The 22116-nt window shown below is 67.8% G+C and carries 21 protein-coding genes; 1 reads left to right on the top strand and 20 read right to left on the bottom strand.

The window, feature by feature from the left end; translation table 11 throughout:
- Nucleotides 1-20: 20 nt before the first annotated feature.
- The 19 genes from carB to ACFQQD_RS07920 form a co-directional block, all read right to left on the bottom strand.
- A complete protein-coding gene (gene carB, locus ACFQQD_RS08010; RefSeq protein ID WP_378088098.1) occupies nt 21-3323 on the bottom strand; it encodes a carbamoyl-phosphate synthase large subunit in 3303 nt (1100 codons plus the stop codon).
- Nucleotides 3324-3329: 6 nt separating this feature from the next.
- On the bottom strand, nt 3330-4502 hold the full coding sequence (carA, locus tag ACFQQD_RS08005; RefSeq protein ID WP_378090038.1) for a glutamine-hydrolyzing carbamoyl-phosphate synthase small subunit: 1173 nt from the start codon (nt 4500-4502) through the stop codon (nt 3330-3332).
- A gap of 5 nt (nt 4503-4507) precedes the next feature.
- Nucleotides 4508-5071, bottom strand: a complete 564-nt coding sequence (locus ACFQQD_RS08000; protein WP_378088096.1) for an ABC transporter permease — start codon at nt 5069-5071, stop codon at nt 4508-4510.
- A complete protein-coding gene (locus ACFQQD_RS07995) occupies nt 5068-6438 on the bottom strand; it encodes a dihydroorotase (RefSeq protein ID WP_378088094.1) in 1371 nt (456 codons plus the stop codon). Before ACFQQD_RS07995 ends, ACFQQD_RS08000 begins: the two co-directional genes overlap by 4 nt.
- Nucleotides 6435-7412, bottom strand: a complete 978-nt coding sequence (locus tag ACFQQD_RS07990) for an aspartate carbamoyltransferase catalytic subunit (protein ID WP_378088092.1) — start codon at nt 7410-7412, stop codon at nt 6435-6437. The genes ACFQQD_RS07995 and ACFQQD_RS07990 overlap by 4 nt, the downstream gene beginning before the upstream one ends.
- A complete protein-coding gene (gene pyrR / locus ACFQQD_RS07985; protein WP_378090036.1) occupies nt 7409-7969 on the bottom strand; it encodes a bifunctional pyr operon transcriptional regulator/uracil phosphoribosyltransferase PyrR in 561 nt (186 codons plus the stop codon). Before pyrR ends, ACFQQD_RS07990 begins: the two co-directional genes overlap by 4 nt.
- Nucleotides 7970-8131: 162 nt before the next feature.
- A complete protein-coding gene (nusB, locus tag ACFQQD_RS07980) occupies nt 8132-8542 on the bottom strand; it encodes a transcription antitermination factor NusB (protein ID WP_378088090.1) in 411 nt (136 codons plus the stop codon).
- Between the two features lie 18 nt (nt 8543-8560).
- Entirely contained in the window at nt 8561-9124 is a 564-nt protein-coding gene (efp, locus tag ACFQQD_RS07975) for an elongation factor P (protein ID WP_378088088.1), read from the bottom strand.
- A 99-nt stretch (nt 9125-9223) separates the two neighbouring features.
- Complete coding sequence (gene aroB / locus ACFQQD_RS07970) at nt 9224-10384, bottom strand: 3-dehydroquinate synthase (RefSeq protein WP_378088086.1); 1161 nt, start codon at nt 10382-10384, stop codon at nt 9224-9226.
- Entirely contained in the window at nt 10381-10953 is a 573-nt protein-coding gene (locus ACFQQD_RS07965; protein WP_378088084.1) for a shikimate kinase, read from the bottom strand. Before ACFQQD_RS07965 ends, aroB begins: the two co-directional genes overlap by 4 nt.
- On the bottom strand, nt 10950-12194 hold the full coding sequence (aroC, locus tag ACFQQD_RS07960) for a chorismate synthase (RefSeq protein WP_378088082.1): 1245 nt from the start codon (nt 12192-12194) through the stop codon (nt 10950-10952). Before aroC ends, ACFQQD_RS07965 begins: the two co-directional genes overlap by 4 nt.
- A gap of 62 nt (nt 12195-12256) precedes the next feature.
- Entirely contained in the window at nt 12257-13204 is a 948-nt protein-coding gene (locus tag ACFQQD_RS07955; RefSeq protein ID WP_378088080.1) for a shikimate dehydrogenase family protein, read from the bottom strand.
- Nucleotides 13194-14618 (bottom strand): endolytic transglycosylase MltG, encoded by a 1425-nt coding sequence (gene mltG, locus ACFQQD_RS07950; protein WP_378088078.1) that lies wholly within the window; start codon nt 14616-14618, stop codon nt 13194-13196. Before mltG ends, ACFQQD_RS07955 begins: the two co-directional genes overlap by 11 nt.
- Nucleotides 14599-15159 carry a Holliday junction resolvase RuvX gene (gene ruvX, locus ACFQQD_RS07945; RefSeq protein ID WP_378088076.1) on the bottom strand — a complete coding sequence of 187 codons (561 nt, stop codon included), beginning with the start codon at nt 15157-15159 and terminating at the stop codon, nt 14599-14601. The genes mltG and ruvX overlap by 20 nt, the downstream gene beginning before the upstream one ends.
- A complete protein-coding gene (gene alaS / locus ACFQQD_RS07940; RefSeq protein WP_378088074.1) occupies nt 15156-17891 on the bottom strand; it encodes an alanine--tRNA ligase in 2736 nt (911 codons plus the stop codon). Before alaS ends, ruvX begins: the two co-directional genes overlap by 4 nt.
- 47 nt (nt 17892-17938) lie before the next feature.
- Entirely contained in the window at nt 17939-18289 is a 351-nt protein-coding gene (locus ACFQQD_RS07935; protein WP_378088072.1) for a hypothetical protein, read from the bottom strand.
- A 128-nt stretch (nt 18290-18417) separates the two neighbouring features.
- Entirely contained in the window at nt 18418-19044 is a 627-nt protein-coding gene (gene rpsD, locus ACFQQD_RS07930) for a 30S ribosomal protein S4 (RefSeq protein ID WP_378088070.1), read from the bottom strand.
- A gap of 286 nt (nt 19045-19330) precedes the next feature.
- Nucleotides 19331-19852 (bottom strand): general stress protein, encoded by a 522-nt coding sequence (locus ACFQQD_RS07925; protein WP_378088068.1) that lies wholly within the window; start codon nt 19850-19852, stop codon nt 19331-19333.
- A gap of 54 nt (nt 19853-19906) precedes the next feature.
- The gene (locus ACFQQD_RS07920) at nt 19907-21373 is read right to left on the bottom strand and encodes a replication-associated recombination protein A (protein ID WP_378088067.1); all 1467 of its coding nucleotides are present in this window, start codon (nt 21371-21373) and stop codon (nt 19907-19909) included.
- A 69-nt stretch (nt 21374-21442) separates the two neighbouring features.
- On the opposite strand from ACFQQD_RS07920, the gene dtd reads away from it, so the two are divergent.
- Complete coding sequence (gene dtd, locus ACFQQD_RS07915) at nt 21443-21892, top strand: D-aminoacyl-tRNA deacylase (protein WP_378088065.1); 450 nt, start codon at nt 21443-21445, stop codon at nt 21890-21892.
- 7 nt (nt 21893-21899) lie between these two features.
- Here dtd and ACFQQD_RS07910 read toward each other — a convergent pair whose 3' ends face one another.
- Nucleotides 21900-22115: a hypothetical protein gene (locus ACFQQD_RS07910; protein WP_378088063.1), complete on the bottom strand. Its 216-nt coding sequence runs from the start codon at nt 22113-22115 to the stop codon at nt 21900-21902.
- Nucleotide 22116: the final 1 nt, after the last annotated feature.

The following is a 22116-nucleotide window of genomic DNA, read 5'->3' as shown; positions in this document are numbered from 1 at the left end:
GCCGGCGTCGTTGTCCTGACTCACGCTGGCGTACCGGCCCGTTCGATGGCCTCGGTCAGGCGGGCGGCGTGCTCCTGCAGCGACGTGACGTCCCAGGTGTACTCGCGCAGGGCCTCGATGGCCTGGATCGCGGCCCCGAACTCGGCCAGGGTGGTGATGGTCGGCACGCCGATCGAGGTGGCGGCGGCGCGGATCTCGTAGCCGTCGCCCCGAGAGTCACCGCCGGAGGGCGTGTTGAGCACGAAGGCGATCTCGCCGGCCTCGAGCTGTTCGAGGACGGTGCCGGCCGTGCCCGACTCGGCGATCTTGTCCACGGTCTCCACCTGGATGCCGTTGCGACGCAACACCTCACCGGTGCCGCCCGTCGTGACGATGGAGAAGCCCAGATCGACCAGGCGCTTGACCGGCATCACCAGTCCGCGCTTGTCCCGATTCGCCACGGAGACGAACACCTTGCCGGACGTCGGCAGCGGATTGTTGGCCGCCGCCTGGCTCTTGGCGAACGCGGTGTCGAAGTACTTGTCGATGCCCATCACCTCACCGGTGGAGCGCATCTCCGGGCCGAGTAGCGAGTCCACCACGCGACCTTCGGGCGTCCGGAAACGCGCGAACGGCAAGACCGCCTCCTTGACGGAGACCGGCGCGTCCAGCGGAAGCGTCGATCCGTCATGGCCGGTGGGCAGCATTCCGGCGGCGCCGAGCTCCGCGATGGACCGACCCGTGCCGATCAGGGCGGCGGCCTTGGCCAACTGCACGCCGGTGGCCTTGGAGACGAAGGGCACTGTGCGCGAGGCCCGGGGATTGGCTTCGATGACGTACAGGATGTCCGAGGCCAAGGCGAACTGGATGTTGATCAGTCCGCGCACTCCCACCCCCGCGGCGATGCCTCGCGTGGCCTCGCGGACGCGCTGCAGCGTCTCGGGACTGAGATTGATGGGCGGCAGGACACAGGCCGAGTCCCCCGAGTGGATGCCGGCCTCCTCGATGTGCTCCATGATGCCGCCGATGTACAGGTCGGTGCCGTCGTAGAGGGCGTCCACGTCGATCTCGATGGCGTCCTCGAGGAACCGGTCCACGAGGACGGGATGGTCGGCCGTGATCTCCGTGGCGTTCTCGATGTAGCGGGACAGCGAGTCCTCGTCATAGACGATCTCCATGCCGCGGCCGCCGAGCACGTAGGACGGACGCACCAGGACTGGATAACCGATCTCGTCGGCCACCCGCTTGGCGTCCGCGAAGGACACCGCGGTGCCGTTCTTGGGGGCGACCAGTCCGGCCTGGTCCAGCACGCGGGCGAACTCGCCGCGGTGCTCGGCGAGATCAATACTCGCCGGGGAGGTGCCGAGGATCGGCACGCCGGCGTCGGCCAGCTCCTGGGCCAGCTTCAGCGGCGTCTGACCGCCGAGTTGGACGAAGACGCCGAGCACGCCGCCGGTCCGCTCTTCGGCCGCGATCACCTCGAGCACGTCCTCGAGGGTCAGCGGCTCGAAGTACAACCGGTCCGAGACGTCGTAGTCGGTGGACACCGTCTCCGGGTTGCAGTTGACCATGACGGTCTCGTGGCCGGCGTCCCGCAGAGCCATGGTGGCGTGCACGCAGGAGTAGTCGAATTCGATGCCCTGACCGATGCGGTTGGGCCCGGAGCCCAGGATGATCACCGACGGCTTGGCGTGCTGATCCACCTCGTCCTCGACGTCGTAGCTCGAGTAGCGGTACGGCGTGTAGGCCTCGAACTCCGCGGCGCACGTGTCCACCGTCTTGTAGACCGGGCGCACTCCCAGCGCATGCCGGACGCCCCGGACCACGGCCGGATCCAGATGGCGCAATTGCCCGATCTGCGTGTCTGAGAAGCCGTGGCGCTTGGCCAGCCGGAGGGCGTCCGCCGTGAGCTCCGGCGCCTGGCTGAGATCCGCCGCGACCTCGTTGATCAGGCACAGCTGATCCAGGAACCACGGGTCGATCTTCGTGGCCTCGAAGAGCTCCTCCACCGTCGCGCCGCCCAGCAGGGCGCGCTGGACCTGGGAGAGGCGTTCCGTCGTCGGGATGGTGGTCTTCTGCAGGAGACCGGCCATCTCCGCCGGTTCCGGAGCGTCGAACGTCAGCTCCGCGCCCGACTGCTCCAGGGAGCGCAACGCCTTCTGGAGGGCCTCGGTGAAGTTGCGGCCGATCGCCATGGCCTCACCGACGGACTTCATGGTGGTGGTCAGCGTGGGGTCGGCCGCCGGGAACTTCTCGAACGCGAAGCGCGGGACCTTGACGACCACGTAGTCCAGGACGGGCTCGAAGGAGGCCGGGGTCTTGCGGGTGATGTCGTTGGGAATCTCATCGAGGGTGTAGCCCAGCGAGAGCTTGGTGGCGATCTTGGCGATCGCGAAGCCGGTCGCCTTGGATGCCAGCGCCGAGGACCGGGAGACGCGCGGGTTCATCTCGATGACGATGATCCGCCCGGTGGCCGGGTCGACAGCGAACTGAATGTTGCACCCGCCGGTGTCCACACCGACCTCGCGGATGACGGCGATCGAGATGTCCCGCATCTTCTGGTACTCGCGATCGGTGAGGGTCATCGCCGGAGCCACGGTGATGGAGTCGCCGGTGTGCACGCCGACCGGGTCCACGTTCTCGATCGAGCAGACCACCACGACGTTGTCGTTGCGGTCGCGCATCATCTCCAGCTCGTATTCCTTCCAGCCGAGGATCGATTCCTCCAGCAGGACCTCCGAGGTGGGGCTGTACTGGATGCCCGCGCCGGCGATGCGACGCAGATCCTCTTCGTCATAGGCGAGTCCGGAGCCCAGGCCACCCATCGTGTAGGACGGACGGACCACCATCGGGTAGCCGAGCTTGTCGGCGGCAGCCAGCGCCTCGTCCATGGAGTGGACGATCTCCGAGCGAGCGGACTCGGCTCCACACCGTTCCACGACGCCCTTGAACGCCTCCCGGTTCTCCCCGAGTTCGATGGCCTCGATGTTGGCGCCGATCAGTTCGACGCCGTACTTCTCCAGCACGCCGTTCTTGTCCAGCGCGATGGCGGTGTTCAGGGCGGTCTGACCGCCGAGGGTGGGCAACACGGCGTCCGGTCGTTCGACCGCGATGATCTTCTCGACGACCTCGGGCGTGATCGGCTCCACGTAGGTGGCATCGGCCAGCTCGGGGTCGGTCATGATCGTGGCCGGGTTCGAGTTGACGAGGATGACCCGCAGTCCCTCCTCCCGCAGAACTCGGATGGCCTGGGTGCCGGAGTAGTCGAACTCGGCCGCCTGGCCGATGACGATCGGCCCGGAGCCGATGACCAGGACGGACGTCAGATCGGTGCGCTTGGGCATCGGGGCTCAGGCTCCTTCGCGGTTGGTGGAGTACTCGGTCATCATCGTGACGAACCGATCGAACAGGGGGGCCGAATCGTGGGGGCCGGCCGCGGACTCGGGGTGGAACTGCACCGAGAAGGCGGGGCGGTCCAGTAATCGCAGTCCCTCGACCACCTGGTCGTTGAGGGACCAGTGCGAGACTTCCACGCGACCGTAGGCGGCCTCGGGTGCGGTCAGGACCTCGCCGCTGGGCGCGTCCACGGCGAAACCGTGATTCTGGGAGGTGATCTCCACGCGGCCGGTCGTCTTGTCCATGACGGGCTGGTTCGGTCCGCGGTGGCCGAACGGCAGCTTGTACGTGGAGAAGCCGAGCGCGCGGCCGAACACCTGGTTGCCGAAGCAGATCCCGAAGAACGGCAGACCGGCGTCGAGCACCTGGCGCAGCAGCGCCACCTGCTCTTGGGCGGTGGCGGGGTCCCCCGGGCCGTTGGAGAGGAAGACGCCGTCCGGGTCCAGCGCGGTGATGTCCTCGAACGTGGCCGTGGCCGGCAGCACGTGGACGCGAACACCGCGGCGCGCCAGATGACGCGGAGTGGCGGCCTTGAGTCCCAGATCGATCACGGCCACCGCGTGCAGCGGTTCCCCGGACCAGCCGTGGTCGGCCGGCTCGACGACGTACGGTTCCTCGGTGCTGACACTCTCGGCCAGTCGGGCCCCGGCCATCGACGGTTGTTCCCGGACCTCGTTGACGAGCTCGGACAGGGGCCGGTCGGCGGCCTCTCCGGAGAAGATGCCCGCGTTCATGGCCCCCGCGGAGCGCAGGTGGCGAGTGATGGCGCGCGTGTCCACCCCCTGGATCCCGACGACGCCCTGGGCTGCCAGTTCCTCGTCCAGGCTGCGCTCGGAGCGCCAGTTGGACGGACGCCGGGCGGCGTCGCGGACGACGTAGCCCGCCGCGAAGATGGCCCGCGACTCGGCATCGTCCGTATTGACGCCGGTATTGCCGATGTGCGGCGCGGTCTGCACGATGATCTGCCGGGCGTAGGAGGGGTCGGTCAGGGTCTCCTGATATCCGGTCATGCCAGTGGTGAAGACGGCTTCGCCGAGGGCGGTACCGGTCTGACCATAGGCCTGACCGCGATGGACCGTGCCATCGGCCAGGACGAACAGGGCCGGACGTGACGGCTCACGGGTCACAAGGCTCACGAGAATTTCTCCATCTGCGGGTTCTGCGGGTTCTGAGGGTGATGAGGGGTTTGCCGGTCCACGAGTGACTCGAGGGCTTCCAGCAGCGGGTCGCGGTCATGGGAGGCCCGGGTGCGGAAGCCCGTGCGGACCTCCCGACCCCCCAGACGCCAGGTGATCACGACCAGTCCGTCCTTCTCGACGAACTTGCCGCTCATCCCGGAGTCCAGGCCGGCCTCGACCAGGTCGGCGGCGGGAATGAAGATGTTCGGGCTGCCGTCTCGCAGCAGCGCCACTCCGATGGTGTGCACTTCCAGCCGGGCGTTGGTGCGCAGCCCGAGGCCGTGCACGGCAATCCGGTCCAGGTAGTTCCGGGTGGTCACGGTGTTGACGTACATACCGTCGCTCGCGGCGACGGGTTCCGTCTCCAAGATCCCCGTCGGCACGGGTGCCGGTGCCGCCACGTCCTGCTGCCGAGCTTGTCGAGCACGCCATCCTCGGCGCATCAGGAAGACGATCAGCACCACCACGGCCACGGTCGCGATCCCGATGAGGGCATACTGCACGATGACGTCGTTCACGGATGCTGCTTTCTCTCTGGCTGGACTCGCGGGGTGGCCAAGACGCGGTCCCGTACCACCGGGTGGCCGTGATTGAACACGTCGGTGACCTGTCCGGGCAATTCCATTCCACGGTAAGGACTGTTGCGGGCTTTACTGGCGTGCGTCTCCGGATCCACCGCGCGGGTGATGGCCGGGTCGTAGACGGTGAGGTTGGCCGGTGCGCCGAGTTCGAAGACACCGTCCGCGGAGATCCGGCCCTGGTCGGCCACGCGCGCGATGCGGGCCGGCGTCGAGCTCAGGATCCGGGAGATCCCGGCCCAATCCATCAGCCCCGTGTCCACCAGTGCCTGCTGGAGAACCGGCAATGCCGTTTCCAAGCCGGTCATGCCCATGGCCGCCACGGTCCACTCGCACTCCTTGGTCTCGGCGGTGTGCGGGGCGTGGTCAGTACCGATGGTGTCGATGGTCCCGTCGGCCAGGCCTTCTCGCAGGGCCATCACGTCGGCCTCGCGGCGCAAGGGCGGGTTCACCTTGTAGATGGGGTTGTAGGTCCGGACGAGTTCCTCGGTGAGGAGCAAGTGGTGAGGAGTGGCCTCAGCGGTGACGGCGATGCCACGCTCTTTGGCCCAGCGGATGATCTCCACGGAGCCGGCCGTCGAGACGTGACAGACGTGCAGCCGGGACCCGACGTGCTGGGTGAGCAGCACATCGCGAGCGATGATGGCCTCTTCGGCCACCGCGGGCCAGCCGGCCAGTCCCAGGACGGAGGACAGCGATCCCTCGTTCATCTGGGCGCCGTCGGTCAACTGCGGCTCCTGCGCGTGCTGGGCGATCACGCCGTCGAAGGCTTTCACGTACTCGAGCGCGCGACGCATCAGCACCGGATCGGAAACGCAATGACCGTCATCCGAGAAGACCCTGACCTGGGCGCGGGATTCGGCCATGGTGCCCAGTTCAGCCAGGCGTTCGCCCGCCAGGCCGACGGTGACGGCGCCCACCGGGTGGACATCGCACCAGCCGGATTCGCGCCCCAACTGCCAGACCTGCTCGACCACTCCGGCGGAGTCCGCCACCGGCGTCGAGTTGGCCATGGCGTGCACGGAGGTGAATCCACCGAGTGCGGCCGCGCGAGTGCCGGTCTCCACGGTCTCGGCGTCCTCACGTCCGGGCTGACGCAAGTGCGTGTGCAGATCGACCAGCCCCGGCAGGATGATCCGGCCCGAGGCCACTGTGGTTTCGGTTCCGGTCTCGGTTCCCGCCTCAGCACGGTTGCGGGCCTCGGTCCCGACGGCGGCGAGTCGCCCGTCCTCGATGAGGACGTCCGCGACCGTGCCGTCCGGCAGGGTGCCGCCGGTGATGAGGTGACGCTGGGCGGTGGTGGTCATGCGACGGGCTCCTGCCGAGGGGTGGACAGTACGAGGTACAAAACGGCCATGCGGACGGAGACGCCGTTGGCGACTTGTTCCAGCGCCGTGTTGCGGGCCGAGTCGGCCGCTGCGGCGGAGATCTCCAGTCCGCGGTTCATCGGCCCGGGGTGCATGATCACGGCGTCGTCGACGCCCGAGGCCTCCAGCACGGCGAGGCGTTCATCCGTGAGTCCCCAGGAGCGGGTGTACTCGGCAGCCGAGGGAAAGAAGGCGTCGTGCATGCGCTCCGACTGAACGCGGAGCATCATCACGGCGTCTGGTGCCTGAGCGAGGGCTTCGTCCAGGGAATAGGTGACCGTGCACGGCCAGTCGTCCACGCCCACGGGCACGAGGGTCGGTGGGGCGGCGACGATCACCTCGGCCCCGAGCGTCGTCAACAACCACAGATTCGACCGAGCCACCCGTGAGTGCAGGACGTCCCCGACGATCACGACTTTCATCCCGGTCAGGTCGGTGCCGTGCGGATCGCGGCCGTGGCGTTGTGCCAAGTGCCGGCGCAGGGTGAAGGCATCCAACAAGGCCTGAGTGGGGTGTTCATGGGTGCCGTCCCCGGCGTTGATCACACTGGACTGGATCCACCCCGACGCGGCCAGTTGTGCGGCGGCGCCCGAACCCCAATGGCGCACGACGATCGCGTCCGCTCCGATCGCCTCGAGCGTCTGCACGGTGTCCTTGAGCGATTCGCCCTTGGACACCGAAGTGCCCTTGCCGGAGAAATTGATCACGTCGGCGCTGAGTCGCTTCGCCGCCGCCTCGAACGAGATCCGGGTGCGGGTGGAGTCCTCCAGGAAGAGATTGACGACGGTGCGCCCCCTGAGTGCCGGCAGCTTCTTGACCTCGCGACCGGAGACGGCGGCCATCTCCTCGGTGGTGTCGAGGATCTGCAGAGCGTCGGTGTGGGAAAGGTCCTGGGCGGACAACAGGTGCTTCACCGGCCGGCCCCCTGTTCAGCGATGGACACCGCGTCCTCGCTCACCTCGCCGCTGCCGTCCGGCCCGTCGATCTCCACCAGACGGACCTGGACGCGCTCGGAGGTGGAGGTCGGCAGGTTCTTGCCCACGTAGTCAGCTCTGATCGGCAGTTCCCGGTGACCGCGGTCCACCAACACGGCCAGTCGAACCGCGGCGGGCCGGCCGAAGTCGTTCAGGGCATCCAGAGCAGAGCGAATGGTGCGTCCGGAATACAGCACATCGTCGACCAACACCACGGTGGCGCCGTCGATCCCTGCATCGGGGAGGCGAGTGGGCGACGGCATGCGGGTCGTGGACCGACGCAGGTCGTCCCGATACAGGGTGACGTCGAGCTCGCCGGTCGATGCGTCGGCGTTGAACGCGGGATCGATCTGAGAGAGCTTGCGGGAGAGTCGCTCGGCGAGGGGAACTCCGCGCCGGGGAATGCCCAGCAGCACCAGACCCTGTGAACCGCGGTGGGCTTCGAGAATCTCGTGCGCGATCCGGGTCAATGCCCGGTCGATGTCCGCGGCCGACATCACCGTCTTGGTGAGCAGTGCCAACACCAGCCTCCTTCCCCGCCTCACAGGACGGAATTTAAAGGAAACGCAACCCTGTCGGGGTGTGTTTGGTCCGGCGTCAACACTACCACCGGACCGCGGCCGTCCCGGCCCGCCGGACCGAGTGAGTCAGCCCGGCAGTCAGCCCAAGAGCGTCGGCTTGAGCTGCTGGATACGGCCCAGCAGACCATTGATGAAGTCGGGCGAATCCTCGGTCGAGAGCTCCTTCGCCATCGTCACGGCCTCGGCGACGGCGACGCCGTCGGGAATGTCCTCGTTGAACAGCAATTCCCAGGCCCCGATGCGCAGGATCGAGCGGTCCACGGCCGGCATGCGCTCCAGGGTCCACCCCTGGGCGTAGGACGACAGGATCTCGTCGATCCGCTCCTGTTCGGCCATCACGCCGTGGATGATCTCGACCGTGTACGGATTGATGACCTGTTCCGTCGAGGTCCGACGGTGGGAAATACCCTCATCCGGTGTGGTCGCGCGCTGTTCAGCCTCGAAGAGGATGTCCAGTGCGCGCCTCCGGGCTTTGCCTCGTGCGCTCACAGTGAGTCAGTCGCCCCGTCAGTCGTTCACGCGGCCGAGGTAGTCACCGGTACGGGTGTCCACCTTGACCTTCGTGCCCTGCTCGACGAACAACGGCACCTGGATCTCGTAACCGGTCTCCAAGGTGGCCGGCTTGGTGCCGGCCGACGAACGGTCGCCCTGCAGGCCTGGCTCAGTGTAGGTGATCTCCAGGACCACCGACGGCGGCATGTCGAGGTACAGCGGGGTGCCCTCGTTCATGGCGATGGTGACCTTCTGGTTCTCCAGCATGAAGTTCGCGGCGTTGCCGACCACAGCCGGGTTGACGATGATCTGGTCGTAGGTGTCCGTGTCCATGAACACGTAGTCCTCGCCGTCCTGGTAGAGGTACTCGTAGTCCGAGCGGTCCACCGTCGCGGTCTCGATCTTGGCGCCGGCGTTGAACGTCTTGTCGACGAGCTTTCCGGTACCGATGTTGCGGATCTTGGTCCGGACGAACGCCCCGCCCTTGCCCGGCTTCACATGCTGGAACTCGATGACGTTCCACAGGTGGCCGTCCAGTTTCAGGACGGTGCCGTTCTTGATGTCGTTGGTGGTTGCCACTGTCGTTCTCCGTCTGTCAGTCGCTGGCCGATGTGAAGCCAGTCAGGGTGCGTCGGCAGGTTTCGCTCGAAGTCCAGTCGCCCATTCTAGGCGATACCGTCACTCGGCGATCTCCTGGTATGCCGCGAACAGCAGGGAGGCGTCGGGAACATCGTAGGTCGTGGGCTTGGCCAGCCCGTCCAGCAGGACGAAACGCAACTGATCCCCGCGGTTCTTCTTGTCCCGGCGGATGCCGTCCAGCAGCGTCTCCCAGCGGTCCCGGACATACGACGTCGGCAGGCCCAGGGACTCCAGGATCGTCCGGTGGCGGTCAGCGGTGGCGTCATCCAGTCGACCCACGGAGCGGGCCAGCTCGGCCGCGAACACCAGGCCCACGGAGACGGCGGCGCCGTGACGCCACTGATAACGCTCGGCCAGTTCGATGGCGTGGGCCAGCGTGTGACCGTAGTTCAGCATCTCGCGCAGCCCCTCCTCGCGGAGATCGTCCGAGACGACCCGGGCCTTGACGGAGATCGAGCGCTCGATGAGCTCGCGCAGCTGATCCGAATGCGGGTTCTGAGCCTGCTCCGGTGAGGACTCGATGATGCGCAGGATCTCGGGATCGGCGATGAACCCGCATTTGACCACCTCGGCCAGTCCGGAGACCAGTTCGTTTCGCGGCAGGGTCAGCAGGGTGTCCAGGTCGGCGAGGACTCCGGCCGGCGGGTGGAACGAGCCGACCAGGTTCTTGCCCTCGGCGGTGTTGATGCCGGTCTTGCCGCCGACGGCGGCGTCCACCATGCCCAGCAGGGTCGTGGGGATGTGTACCACGCGCACCCCGCGCAGCCAGGTGGCAGCCACGAAACCCGCGACGTCGGAGACGGAGCCGCCCCCGACGGAGACGACTGCGTCGGACCGGGTGAAGTCGTTCTGACCCAGGACCTGCCAGCAGAAGGCCGCCACCTGAACGTGCTTGCCCTCTTCGGCGTCCGGGATCTCGGCCGTCAAGGCCGTGAAACCGGCGGTCTCGAGGTCGGCTTTGACCACGTCGCCGGTTGCTCTCAAGGCGCGAGGATGCACCACGAGAACCCGGCGGACGGCCGGGCCGAGCATGTCCGGCAGCCGTCCCAGCAGTCCCTGGCCCACGACGACGTCGTACCCACCGCTGGCGCCGGCTCCGGAACCGCCGGAGACCGGGATGACCGTGGCGTCGTCGGGCCCTGCGCCTTCCGTGTGATCGGCGCTTTCCCTCTGCTCAGGCGAGGATGTCGATTCGGTCATGGACGGGTCACTCCTGTGTTCGGGGATGATGATTCGGCCTCACTGACGAGGCGAGCGATGTGTTCGGCCAGCTCCTCGGTGGTCCGGCCGGTGGTATCGACGGTCCACTGCGAGACCTCACGGTACAGGCCGTGCCGTTCGGCGAGGATGCGCCGCCAATTGCGGCCGGGGTTTCCGGCCAGTACGGGCCGGCCGGTGCCGCCGTCGAGCCGCTCGAGTGCCGTCTGTTCATCGACCGTGAGGTACACGACATGCGAGTCGTGGGCCAGTCGCGACCGGGTGCGGGCGCCCAGCACCGCTCCCCCGCCCAGCGAGAGGACGCAGGGTTCGGCCCGAGAGAGCACGTCGCCGATGACGTCCTCCTCCGCCTGGCGAAACGCCGGTTCGCCGTTCCGCGCGAAGTACTCCGGGATCGGTCCATGGAGGGAGGCGAACAGTTCATCGGCGTCCAGCCTGGGGATGCCGAGACGACCGGCCAGCGTGGCGCCGACGGTGGATTTCCCCGAGCCCATGGGACCGACGAGCACGATGCGCCGGCCGGGGGGCTGACCAGCGGTCCCCGAGCTCACTGCAGCGGATCGCCCATCGCTGCCGCGGCCCGCTCGGCGGTGGCGCCGGAGTCCGGCTCCGGCAAGGGCTCGAGCGCCGCGACGAAGGCGTCCAGGTTTCGCTTGGTCTCGCTCACGGAGTCTCCGCCGAACTTCTCGAGCACCGCCTGGGCCAGCACCAGGGTGACCATGGCCTCGGCCACGACACCGGCCGCTGGGACCGCGCAGACGTCGGAGCGCTGGTGATGGGCCTTGGTGTTCTGACCGGTGGCGGTGTCCACGGTGCGCAGGGCGCGGGGCACGGTGGCGATGGGCTTCATCCCGGCGCGCACGCGAACGACGCCGCCGGTGCTCATCCCGCCCTCGATGCCTCCGGCGCGGTTGGTGCCGCGGTCGGGACGGCCGTTCTCGCCTCGGATGATCTCGTCGTGGGCGGCCGAACCGCGGCGGACGGTGGTGGTGAATCCGTCACCGACTTCCACGCCCTTGATGGCCTGAATCCCCATCAGCGCTCCGGATAGTCGCGAGTCCAGACGGCGGTCCCAGTGAACGTGGCTGCCCAGGCCGACGGGCACGCCATAGGCCAGCACCTCGACCACTCCGCCGAGGGTCTCGCCCTCCTTGTGAGCGGCGTCGACCTCGGCCACCATGGCCTCGGAGGTCGGCCGGTCGAAGCAACGCAAGGGGTCGGCGTCGAGCGCGGTGACATCATCGGGGCCCGGCAGCTCGGCAGTCTCGGGGACGGACACGGTGCCGACGGCGGTGGTGTGGGACACCGTCCGGATGCCCAACTCGGCCAGGAAGGACGAGGCCACGGTTCCGAGGGCGACTCGCGAGGCGGTTTCCCGGGCGGAGGCGCGCTCCAGCAGAGGCCGAGCCTCGTCGAAACCGTACTTCTGCATGCCGGCCAGATCAGCATGGCCCGGTCGCGGCCGCGTCAGGGCGGCGTTGCGGGCCAGACCGTCCAGCTCGGACTGGTCGACCGGATCTGCCGACATGACCTTCTCCCACTTGGGCCATTCGGTGTTCGCGATCTCGATGGCCACCGGAGAGCCCAGTGTGTACCCGTGGCGGACGCCGCCGACGAGGGTGACCTGGTCCTGTTCGAACTTCATCCGGGCTCCCCGGCCGTAGCCGAGGCGGCGGCGCGCCAAAGCGTCCTGCACCATCGAAGAGCTCAGGGGGATGCCCGCGGGCATTCCTTCGATGATTCCAACGAGTGCGGGCCCATGTGATTCGCCCGCTGTCAACCAGCGCACCATGGGCTCGATTCTCTCACGGTCGGCCCGGCATCCCGGTCCGTGTGAACCTGTGATGCGGGCATTCAGCGTGCGGGCAGGCCGAGGGACGCCGCCATCGCGGAGACGACGGGAGCCCAGTCCCTGTCGGCGCGTGGTCCGGTGGTGTTGGCATCGGCGGTGTTGGGAACTGCGGTGTCGAGTCGGCCGGTGAAGAGACGGACCTGTTCGACGGCTTGGTACAGCAGCATCTCCAGTCCGCTGACCACCTGACCACCGCGAGACTCCCACGCTGTGGCCAGCTCCGAAGGCCACGGATCGTACGCGGCGTCCAGCAGTGGCGGCAGCGGCGGCAGCGGCGGCAGCGTCTCCTTGCTGGCGGCAACACGGAGATGCTCGCCCACCGGGTCTGCGGCCCGCGGGGGCAGGGTCGCGACGACGGCGCGGAACCCGGGTGCCGACGTCGGGAAGTCCTCCAGGAGGTGGACCGCCGGGTCGAGGCCGTATCCGGCCGCCAGGTCGGCGTGCTCGGCGGCCCGGGACGGGGTCCGGACGAACAGATCCACTCCCTCGAGATCGAGCAGCGCCGCCGCAGCAATGGCTGCCGCGGCGGTGCCTCCTCCCCCGAGGACGCCCATTCGTCCCCCGGACACGTCCCGGTGGTATCCGGCGAACACCAGGGACTCGACGATGCCGTCCACATCCGTGTTGTACGCCGTGGAGGTTCCGGTTTCGTCCCACACCACCGTGTTGAGGAAACCGAGTCGCTCGACGCGCGGTGAATAGCGGTCCACCTGAGACATCATCGGAGACTTCAACGGCATGGTCACGGACAGCCCGAGCCAATCGGTCTCCCCCGTGCGTCGAGCGCGCTGGAGCCCGTCCATGAAGGCGGGCAATTGCTCGGGCGTGACGTCATGGGCGCCGTAGTCGACGTCCTGGCCCAGCACACGGTAGGCCGCTCTGTGCAGGGCCGGGGACTTCGAATGCGAGATGGGATGGCCGAGAACTCCGGCGACCAGCTCAGCCGCCACCACAGATATCCTGGTTCTCCGCACAGTAATCGCGGTACTCCTGCTGGTACACCTGGTGCTGCTCATAGGTCTCGGCGAACTTGGTCTCGCCGGTCTCGATGTTGGTGGTGACCCAGTAGTAGTAGTCGTTGTCCTGGGGGTTGGCCGCTGCCTCCAGCGCCTCGGTCGAGGGGGCGCCGATGGGGCCCGGAGGCAGACCGCGATGCTCGTAGGTGTTGTACTCGTTGCTCGCGTCCGTCTTCTCCTCCTCCGAGAACTGCAGCCGGCGCGTATTCAGGCCATAGATCACCGTGGAGTCGACCTGCAGCTTGCCGTCGGTCTCCGGGTTGTCCGGGTGCAGACGGTTCTCGATGATTCCCGCCACGGTCGGATAGTCCTTGGTCAGCGCCTCCGCCTCGAGGATGGACGCGATCGTGACCGCACGGAATTGCTCGTCCTCGTCGCTGAGCCCCAGCCCGTCGAGCTTCTCCATGGTCGGCTCGATCATCATGGAGAAGATGTCATCCACCTCGGAGTCCACCGGGAAGCGGTACTCACCGGGAGCCAGGTATCCCTCCACCGTCGGGGCGTCCTCGGGCAGGCCGTACTCGCCGGGGTTCTCGGAGGCTTCCCTGAGCTCCTGAACCGGTATCCCGGTGGACGTGCTGACCGCGTCGATGACTTCATTGAGGCGCATGCCCCGATTAACCGCGACGTAGTGGACCTGGCCCTGCCCCTCACGTAGCAGGATCGCTGCGGCATCCGAGGCCTTCATCTGTTTGCGCAGCGGGTAGTCGCCCGGCTGAATGGAGTTCTCCGACCGCGACTGGTTGACCGCTTCGATGAAGGCGTCACTGCTGGCGACGATGTCCTCCTCGGCGAGTCGACTGCCGATGGCCAGCGCGCCCTCCCCCTCGTTGACGGTGAAGGTCACCTCTGCGCCGCCGGGACCGGGATAGTCGTCTCCTCCCGGGTCCGGCAGCAGCGCCCGGACACCGAGGGACAGTCCGGCCACGAGCAGCACGAACACGCCGAACGCGGTGACCATGACGATGTTGCGGCGACGGCGGCGACGGCGACGGGCCTGGCGCTTGGCCTTCTGCTCGGCATCCATGGCACGGGCCCGGTTGACCGTGATGGTCTGGTAGCCCTTGCGGCTGGCCGGGCGCACGGTGACCGGAGTGCCCACGCTGTCATCAGCGGTCTCGTAGAGCTCCGGATACTCGCGGCGGTCCTCGTCCAAGACCGGTCCCTCCGGTGGGGGGGCCTCGCCGGCGTTCCCGGACTCGTCAGCCGACCGCTGGGCTTCCTCTCGGCGGCGGATCTCGCGCCGGGTGAGAGGTCTATCGGACTGACCGGTGTCACGGGGCTCTGGCCGACCCTGCTCACCGGCGGGCTCTCCGTCCCGGGGGCCTTCAGGAGTCAGATCGGCCACGAGTCCCATCCTCTCCTTCTACGGCACGCACGACGACGGGGCGCCCTGCGTCCCGCTGGAGTGATTGTTGCATATTCAACGCCTGCTCGAGGATCTGGACTGCCGCCACCTGATCGATGACCTCCCGGCGATTCCGGCTTCCGCGGCCGGATTCGTGCAGTTGTCGATGGGCGGTCACGGTGCTCAGACGCTCGTCGACGAGCTGTACCCGCGCGGTGCTTCCCGCCTCGTGGAGGTCTGTGGCCAGGGCCTCCGCGTACAGCACGGCGTCCTCGGTCGAGGCCGTAGAACGCCCCTGCATGTTGACCGGATGGCCGACGTAGACGACGACGGCCTCCCGGCCCAGAGCTTCGCGAACAATGATGCGACGGTCGAAGCCCTTCCGGGGATCTCTCGTGAGCGTGGTCACCGGCGTGGCCAGGATGCCGTCCGGGTCGGAGGCGGCGAGTCCCACGCGTGCCTTGCCGACATCCACACCCAACCGGACCCCGCGTTCGGGGCCGGTGGAGGCGTCGCTGGCCGTGTGCCTGGTGTCGATCACGCGACCGCGGCCCCGACCGTCGCTCGGACCGCGCCGCGCACAGCGTCGAGGGCCTCTGCGACCTTAGCCACCTCTTGACCTCCGCCTTGGGCGAGGTCGTCTTTGCCGCCACCGCCGCCACCGAGGACTCCGCACGCGGTCTTGACCAGGACGCCGGCCTTGAGCCCGGCGTCGCGCGCGGCCTGATTGGTGCCGACCACGACCAGTGGGCGGCCCTTGGCGCTGCCGGCCATGGACACGACGACGGGTGTTCCGGACGCGTTTCCGGAGCGGTTCTCGAGCCGGGACCGGAGGTCCAGGACCAGCGACCGCAGATCGTCACCCGAGCCGACCGGGCCGGCGTCGTGCGCCAGGACGGCGACGGTCGCCTCCGTGCCCTCGACGTCCACCGCCTCCTGCACCAGGCGGCCGGCCTCGGCCTGCAGTTGGGAGGCCCGGGCCGCGGCCAGTTCCTTCTCGATCTCCTTGAGCCGCGTCAGGGTGCCGGCCACCCGGTCCTTGACCTGGTCGGCAGGGACTTTGAGCATCGAGGTCAGCTCGTTGACCAGGGTGCGCTCGGCGGCCAGATGACGGAAGGCGTCCAGCCCGACGAGGGCCTCCACGCGCCGGTTGCCGGAGCCGACCGACTGCTCACCGAGCAGGGTCAGAGTCCCGATCTCCGAGGTGGCGCCGACATGCGTGCCACCACAGAGCTCTCGGGACCAGGCCCCGTTGACCTCGACCACGCGCACTCGATCGCCGTATTTCTCGCCGAACAGGCTCATGGCGCCCAGTTCGCGAGCCTCGGCCAATGACATCTCCTTCGTGATGACCGGATAGTTGTCCCGGATGGCCAGGTTGGAGACCTCCTCCACCTCGGAGCGGGCCGCGTCGGACATGGCTTCGCCCCATCGGAAGTCGAAACGCAGGTAGCCCTCTTTGTTGAACGAACCCGACTGAGTGGCCTCGGGGCCCAGGATCTCGTGCAGGGCAGCGTGCACCACATGCGTTCCGGTGTGGGCCTTCTGGGCATCGAGTCGGCGTTGCAGATCGATGGCCCCGACGGCGGTGGCGCCGGCAGGGACTTCTCCCTCGGCGACTTTCACGCGGTGGACGCTCAGACCGTTGACCGGAGACTGGACGTCGAGCACGTCCAAGACGAATCCGTCGCCGGTGATGCGTCCGGTGTCGGCCGCCTGGCCGCCGGCCTCGGCATAGAAGGGGCTGGCGTCCAGCACGACTTCGAGTTCCTGACCGGCGTGGGCCACGGGAACTTCCTGGCCGTCGGCGATGAGGCCACGGACGCGGGACTCGGTGGTGTGCTCGGTGTAGCCGGTGAACACCGTCTCGCCCTGGGCCTGCAGCCGGCGATAGGCCGCTGAGTCGACGTGGCCGGTCTTCTTCGACTTGGCGTCCCGGCGGGCTCGGTCTCGTTGCTCAGCCATCAGCTCGCGGAATCCGGCCTCATCGACGCTGACGCCGGCCTCTGCGGCCATCTCCAGCGTCAGATCGATGGGGAATCCGTACGTGTCATGCAGTTCGAACGCGTCCGAGCCCGAGATTCCGGTGTTCTCGCCACCTCGTTTCGCTGCGGCGACCGCCGAGTCCATCCGGGCCGTGCCGGCGGCGATGGTCCGCAGGAACGCCTTCTCCTCGTTGTAGGCGATGCGCGAGATACGGTCGAAGTCGCGCTCGACCTCCGGATAGGTGCCCTTCATGGCGTCCCGGGACACCGGCAGCAGTTCCGGCAGCACCGGTTCGGTGACGCCCATCAGTCGCATCGCGCGGACCGAGCGTCGGATCAGCCGACGCAGCACGTACCCCCCGGCCTCGTTGCCCGGCACCACTCCGTCACTGATCAGCATGAGCGCTGAGCGGACGTGGTCGGCGATCATGCGCAGGCGCACGTCGTCGGTGTAGTGCGGATCATCCGGATCCTCCGTGGAGGAGTACTCCTTGCCGGCCAGGGCGGCGGCCCGGTCGAGCACGGGGCGGACCTGATCCGTCTCGTACATGTTCTCGACGCCCTGCAGGATCATGGCGAGACGTTCGAGGCCCAGGCCGGTGTCGATGTTCTTGTGCTCCAGGTCGCCGGCCACGTCGAAGTCGACATCGCTGCGCACCGCGGAGAGCTGGTACTGCATGAAGACCAGATTCCAGATCTCCATGTACCGGTTGTCGTCCGCCGACGGACCGCCTTCCCGGCCGTACGCGGGGCCTCGATCGTAGAAGATCTCCGAATCGGGGCCTCCGGGGCCGGGCTGGCCGGTGTGCCAGTAGTTGTCCGCCTTGCCCAGGCGCTGGATCCGCTCGGCCGGAACACCGACCTCCTCGCGCCAGATCCGTTCCGCCTCGTCGTCCTCTTCGTAGACGGTCACCCAGAGGCGCTCGGGGTCCAGACCGAAGCCGCCCTGATCCTGGGCGGTGGTCAGCAGCTCCCAGGCGTAGGGAATGGCCTTCTCTTTGAAGTAGTCGCCGAAGGAGAAGTTGCCGCACATCTGGAAGAACGTGCCGTGACGCACGGTCTTGCCGACTTCTTCGATGTCGGCGGTGCGAATGACCTTTTGGACGGTGGTGGCCCGCTGGTACGGTGCCGGCTCCTGGCCCAAGAAGTACGGGATGAAGGGGACCATGCCGGCGATGGTGAACAACAGCGACGGGTCCGGAGAGACCAAAGAGGCCGACGGGACGACGGTGTGGTCCTTTGCGGCGAAGAAGTTCAGCCAGCGGCTGGCGATGTCCTGGGACTTCATGACTGCTTTGGGGCTTCTTTCGTTAGTCGGCGGAGCGAGGAGAGCGCTCAGTGCGCGGGACCCTGGGGACCGTCGGTGGCCGTACCCGGGATGGTGGTCTGTCCGGCCTCCGGCGCGTCACTCGCGGTGGACCGTGGCGCGGGATCGGCCAGCGAGGAGGACATCGTCTTCCAGGCGGGCACCTCTTCGCGGAGTTGATACGCAAAGGAACGGGCGCTGGCGGCCAGTGCCGTGGCCGCTGCCTGTCCGGCGGTGCGGCCGATGTTCTCCGGATGCAGGGTGGTGCGGAGGGCTTCCTCGGCCTTCAGGGCGGCAACGTCGCGGCCCTTGCGGAACGCGGCGTGTCCCAGCCAGCCCGCGGCGGCACCGACACCCATCAGCATGACGCGCTTGATCACGGGAGATCCTTTCGGTTCAGTGACTGCTCCACCCTACCGGTGCCGCTGACGAGACAGGGAACGCTGCGGCCTTAAACGACGAAACCCGGCTCCCCCGTGGGGAGGCCGGGTTTCGATGCGTCACGACATCAGCGTGCGTAGTACTCGACCACGAGCTGCTCTTCGCAGGTCACGGGGACCTCGGAGCGCTTCGGGCGACGCACGAGCTTGGCCTGGAGCTTGTCGATCTCGACATCCAGGTACCCCGGTGCGGCCGGCAGAACTTCCTGGTGGGCACCGGTGGCCGAGATCTGGAAGGGAACCATCTTCTCGGACCGGCTGTGCACGTGGATCATCTGGCCCTCCTTGACGCGGAAGGACGGGCGGTCGACGCGGGCGCCGTCCACCATGATGTGGCGGTGCACGACCATCTGGCGGGCCTGGGCGATGGTGCGGGCGAACCCGGACCGCAGCACCAGGGCGTCCAGACGCATCTCCAGCAGCTCGACCAGGTTCTCACCGGTCAGGCCCGAGGTGCGCTTGGCCTCTTCGAAGTAGCGGCGCATCTGCGCCTCGCGGATGTTGTACTGAGCGCGCAAGCGCTGCTTTTCCTTCAACCGAACCGAGTAGTCGGAGTCGGCCTTGCGACGGGCGCGGCCGTGCTGGCCGGGACCGTACGGACGGCGCTCCATGTACTTCTCGGCCTTGGGAGTCAGGGCGATGCCGAGGGCGCGCGAGTGGCGCACGGTACGGCGGGTACGGAGGTTTGAAGCCACGATGGACCTTTCTTGTCAGGCGGCACGATTCTGGTTTGTCTCCGGTCCTGACACGGACGTGCGAATACACACGGTGTGACAAGGAGGGACCGGAACCTGGCCTCCGGGCGTCCATCGGAGAGCTGAGGGGCATGCCGCTGCCCGTCATTGCTACAGTGCCGCGCTGCGAGACCAACCGAGACGACGGTCGACCACCGGACGGGACCCCATCCGCGACCGGAAGACCGGTCGAGGGCAGGGAAATACTGGCGGCACTTGCCAGACAGCAGAAAAGTCTACCATCCGTCTACGCTGGATTCTCCGTCATGGGCTGACCCTCGGCCACCCTGGCCGCCTGGCCGACGTGCGTGGCCTCGACCAGGACGTCGTAGGACTCGGCCTCCATGACCTGGACGGAGGAGAAGTCCCGCCGGCCGCGGGTCGCGGCATGGCCCAGTCCCCCGAAGATGGCACCCCAGATGGCGCCGAAGCCCAGGGCCATGAGCAGAATGACGGGCCAGCCGGCATCCGGAGCCAGGATGATGAACAACAGGCCGATCATCAGTCCGAACCACAGTCCGCTCACGGCACCGCGGAGGGCGGCCTTGCCCGTGGTCATCCGCCCGGTGATCTGTTCCACCGAGCGCAGTCCCGTGCCCACGATCCGGGTCTTCTCCACCGGAAATCCGCCATCCGAGAGCCGGTCCACCAGCTCTTGAGCCTGGTCATAGGTCGGCACCGTCTTCAGGACGCGGTAGTCGATCTCCGTCGTGTCCGGCACGATCCGGTGGCCAGGATTGTTCGGGGGCTGGTTCGCGGGCGTCGTCACGAGGCGTGCTCCTGTTCTCAGGCCCACAAGGGCAACGGTACGGACGGTCTGAGTCTAGTCCGCCGCCTCGCCGTCGTCGTGGGGTGTTCCCCGGACGATCGACCGCAATTGCTGCACCCGCTCTCCCAGATTCCGCTCGACTCCGTTGCGTGTGGGCCGGTAGTAGTCCTTCCCCCGCAACGGATCCGGCGGGTACTGCTGCCGAGCCACGGAATGCGGCGCGTCATGTGCGTAGAGGTAGCCCTGACCGTGGCCCAAGCCGGCGGCACCGGGATAGTGAGCGTCCCGCAGGTGGAGCGGGACTTCGCCCGAGAGCCCGGCACGCACATCCGCCACTGCCTCATTCAGAGCCGCATACGAGGCGTTGGACTTCGGAGCCGTGGCCAAGTGAACGGTGGCTTCGGCCAGCACGATTCGGCCCTCAGGCATGCCGATGAGCTGAGCCGCCTGCGCAGCCGCGACGGCGGTCTGCAGCGCCGTCGGGTCGGCCATCCCGATGTCCTCCGACGCCGAGATGATGAGCCGACGGGCAATGAACCGCGGATCTTCCCCCGCCTCCAGCATCCGGGCCAGGTAATGCAGTGCGGCGTCCACGTCGGAGCCGCGGATAGATTTGATGAAGGCGCTGATCACGTCATAGTGCTGGTCGCCGGCCTTGTCGTACCGCAGAACAGCCCGGTCCATCGCCTGCGCGGCGTCCTGCAGCGTGATGGTCGGGCGCTCGGGCCGCTCTGCGTCTTCCGCCGCCTCCCATCGATCCAGTGCCACGCCCGCGCTGGCTTCCAGAGTGGTCAGTCCCCGGCGCGCGTCGCCCTGGGCCATGCGCACCAGGTAGTCCCGCGCGTCGTCCTCGATCACCACGGAGCCATGGAGTCCTCGCTCATCGATGATGGCGCTATCCAGTAGTCCCCCGATGTCCGCGTCGGTCAGAGGCTTGAGCGTGAGCAGCAGCGAGCGAGACAGCAAAGGCGCGACCACGGAAAACGAGGGGTTCTCCGTGGTTGCCGCGACGAGGACGACCCAGCGGTTCTCGACACCCGGCAACAGCGCGTCCTGCTGCGCCTTGTTGAAGCGATGGATCTCGTCCAGGAACAGCACCGTCGTCCGGCCGTAGAGGTCGCGTTCATTCAGGGCCTGGTCCATCACCGCGCGGACATCCTTGATCCCGGCGTTGATGGCGGAGAGCTCCACGAACCTCCGGTCCGGTCCCCGGGCGATCACCGTCGCCAGGGTGGTTTTGCCCGTGCCGGGCGGCCCATAGAGAATCAACGACGACGGCCCGGCGCCCCGCGCGCCTCGCCCGCCCCGTTCCGCTTCGGCCAGCTTGCGCAAGGGCGACCCCACATGCAGCAGATGCTGCTGGCCGACGACCTCGTCCACCGTTCGCGGTCGCATGCGCACGGCCAGCGGCGCGCTCGGACGCTCACGCCCCCCGGAAGAGGCGCCGTCGCCGGGCGTACCGTCGGCCTCGTCAGGTTCATGCTCGTCGGCGCCGCCGAACACACTGAACAAATCGCTCACCGGTCCAGCCTAGTAGCGGCTACGGACACCGGCGCGGGCACCACAGAGCCGTGGACCACAATGGAACGTATGAGAGCCGTCGTGCAGCGAGCGTCATCAGCGTCCGTCACCGTTGAATCGGAGCTGGTCTCCGCCTTGGACTCCCCAGGTGTGGTGGTGCTCCTCGGGGTCTCGGTCCAGGACACCGAGGCGGAAGCCGTGCAATTGGCCGGAAAGATCGCGCACCTCCGGATGCTCGACGACGAGGCATCCCTGATCTCCGCCGGCGCACCGGCCCTGGTGGTCAGCCAATTCACGCTCTATGGCGACGTCCGCAAGGGCCGTCGGCCCTCGTGGACTCGCTCGGCCAAGGCCGAGATCGCCGAACCGCTGTACGAGAGGTTCATCGCCGAGCTCGAACGCTGCGGGGTACACGTGGAGCGTGGCGTGTTCGGCGCCATGATGGAGGTCGCCCTGGTGAATTCCGGCCCGTTCACCGTGTGGGTGGACACGGGGGATCTGCCGGCGCCGCAGCGGTGAGGTCCGGTCATCGCTGCCGGGACGCCCACACCCGGACCACGATGATCTGCACCACCATGCCGCCGCCGAGGGCCACCAGCCAGCGCAGCAGCATCGGCCAGTCAGTGGTCTGGTCGATGAGCATGTTCAGACCGAAGGTCACCAGGATGACGGGCAGCAGGCGCACCGCTGTCGGCGGGATGTTCTCGCGCCGGCCTTCCCGTGGGTCCTGAGGAGCGCTCACC

The organism is Citricoccus sp. GCM10030269, assembly GCF_042665635.1.
Classification (GTDB): domain Bacteria; phylum Actinomycetota; class Actinomycetes; order Actinomycetales; family Micrococcaceae; genus Citricoccus.
The sequence above is the reverse complement of the archived record's forward strand: the minus strand, read 5'-3'. Positions and strand labels throughout refer to the sequence as shown.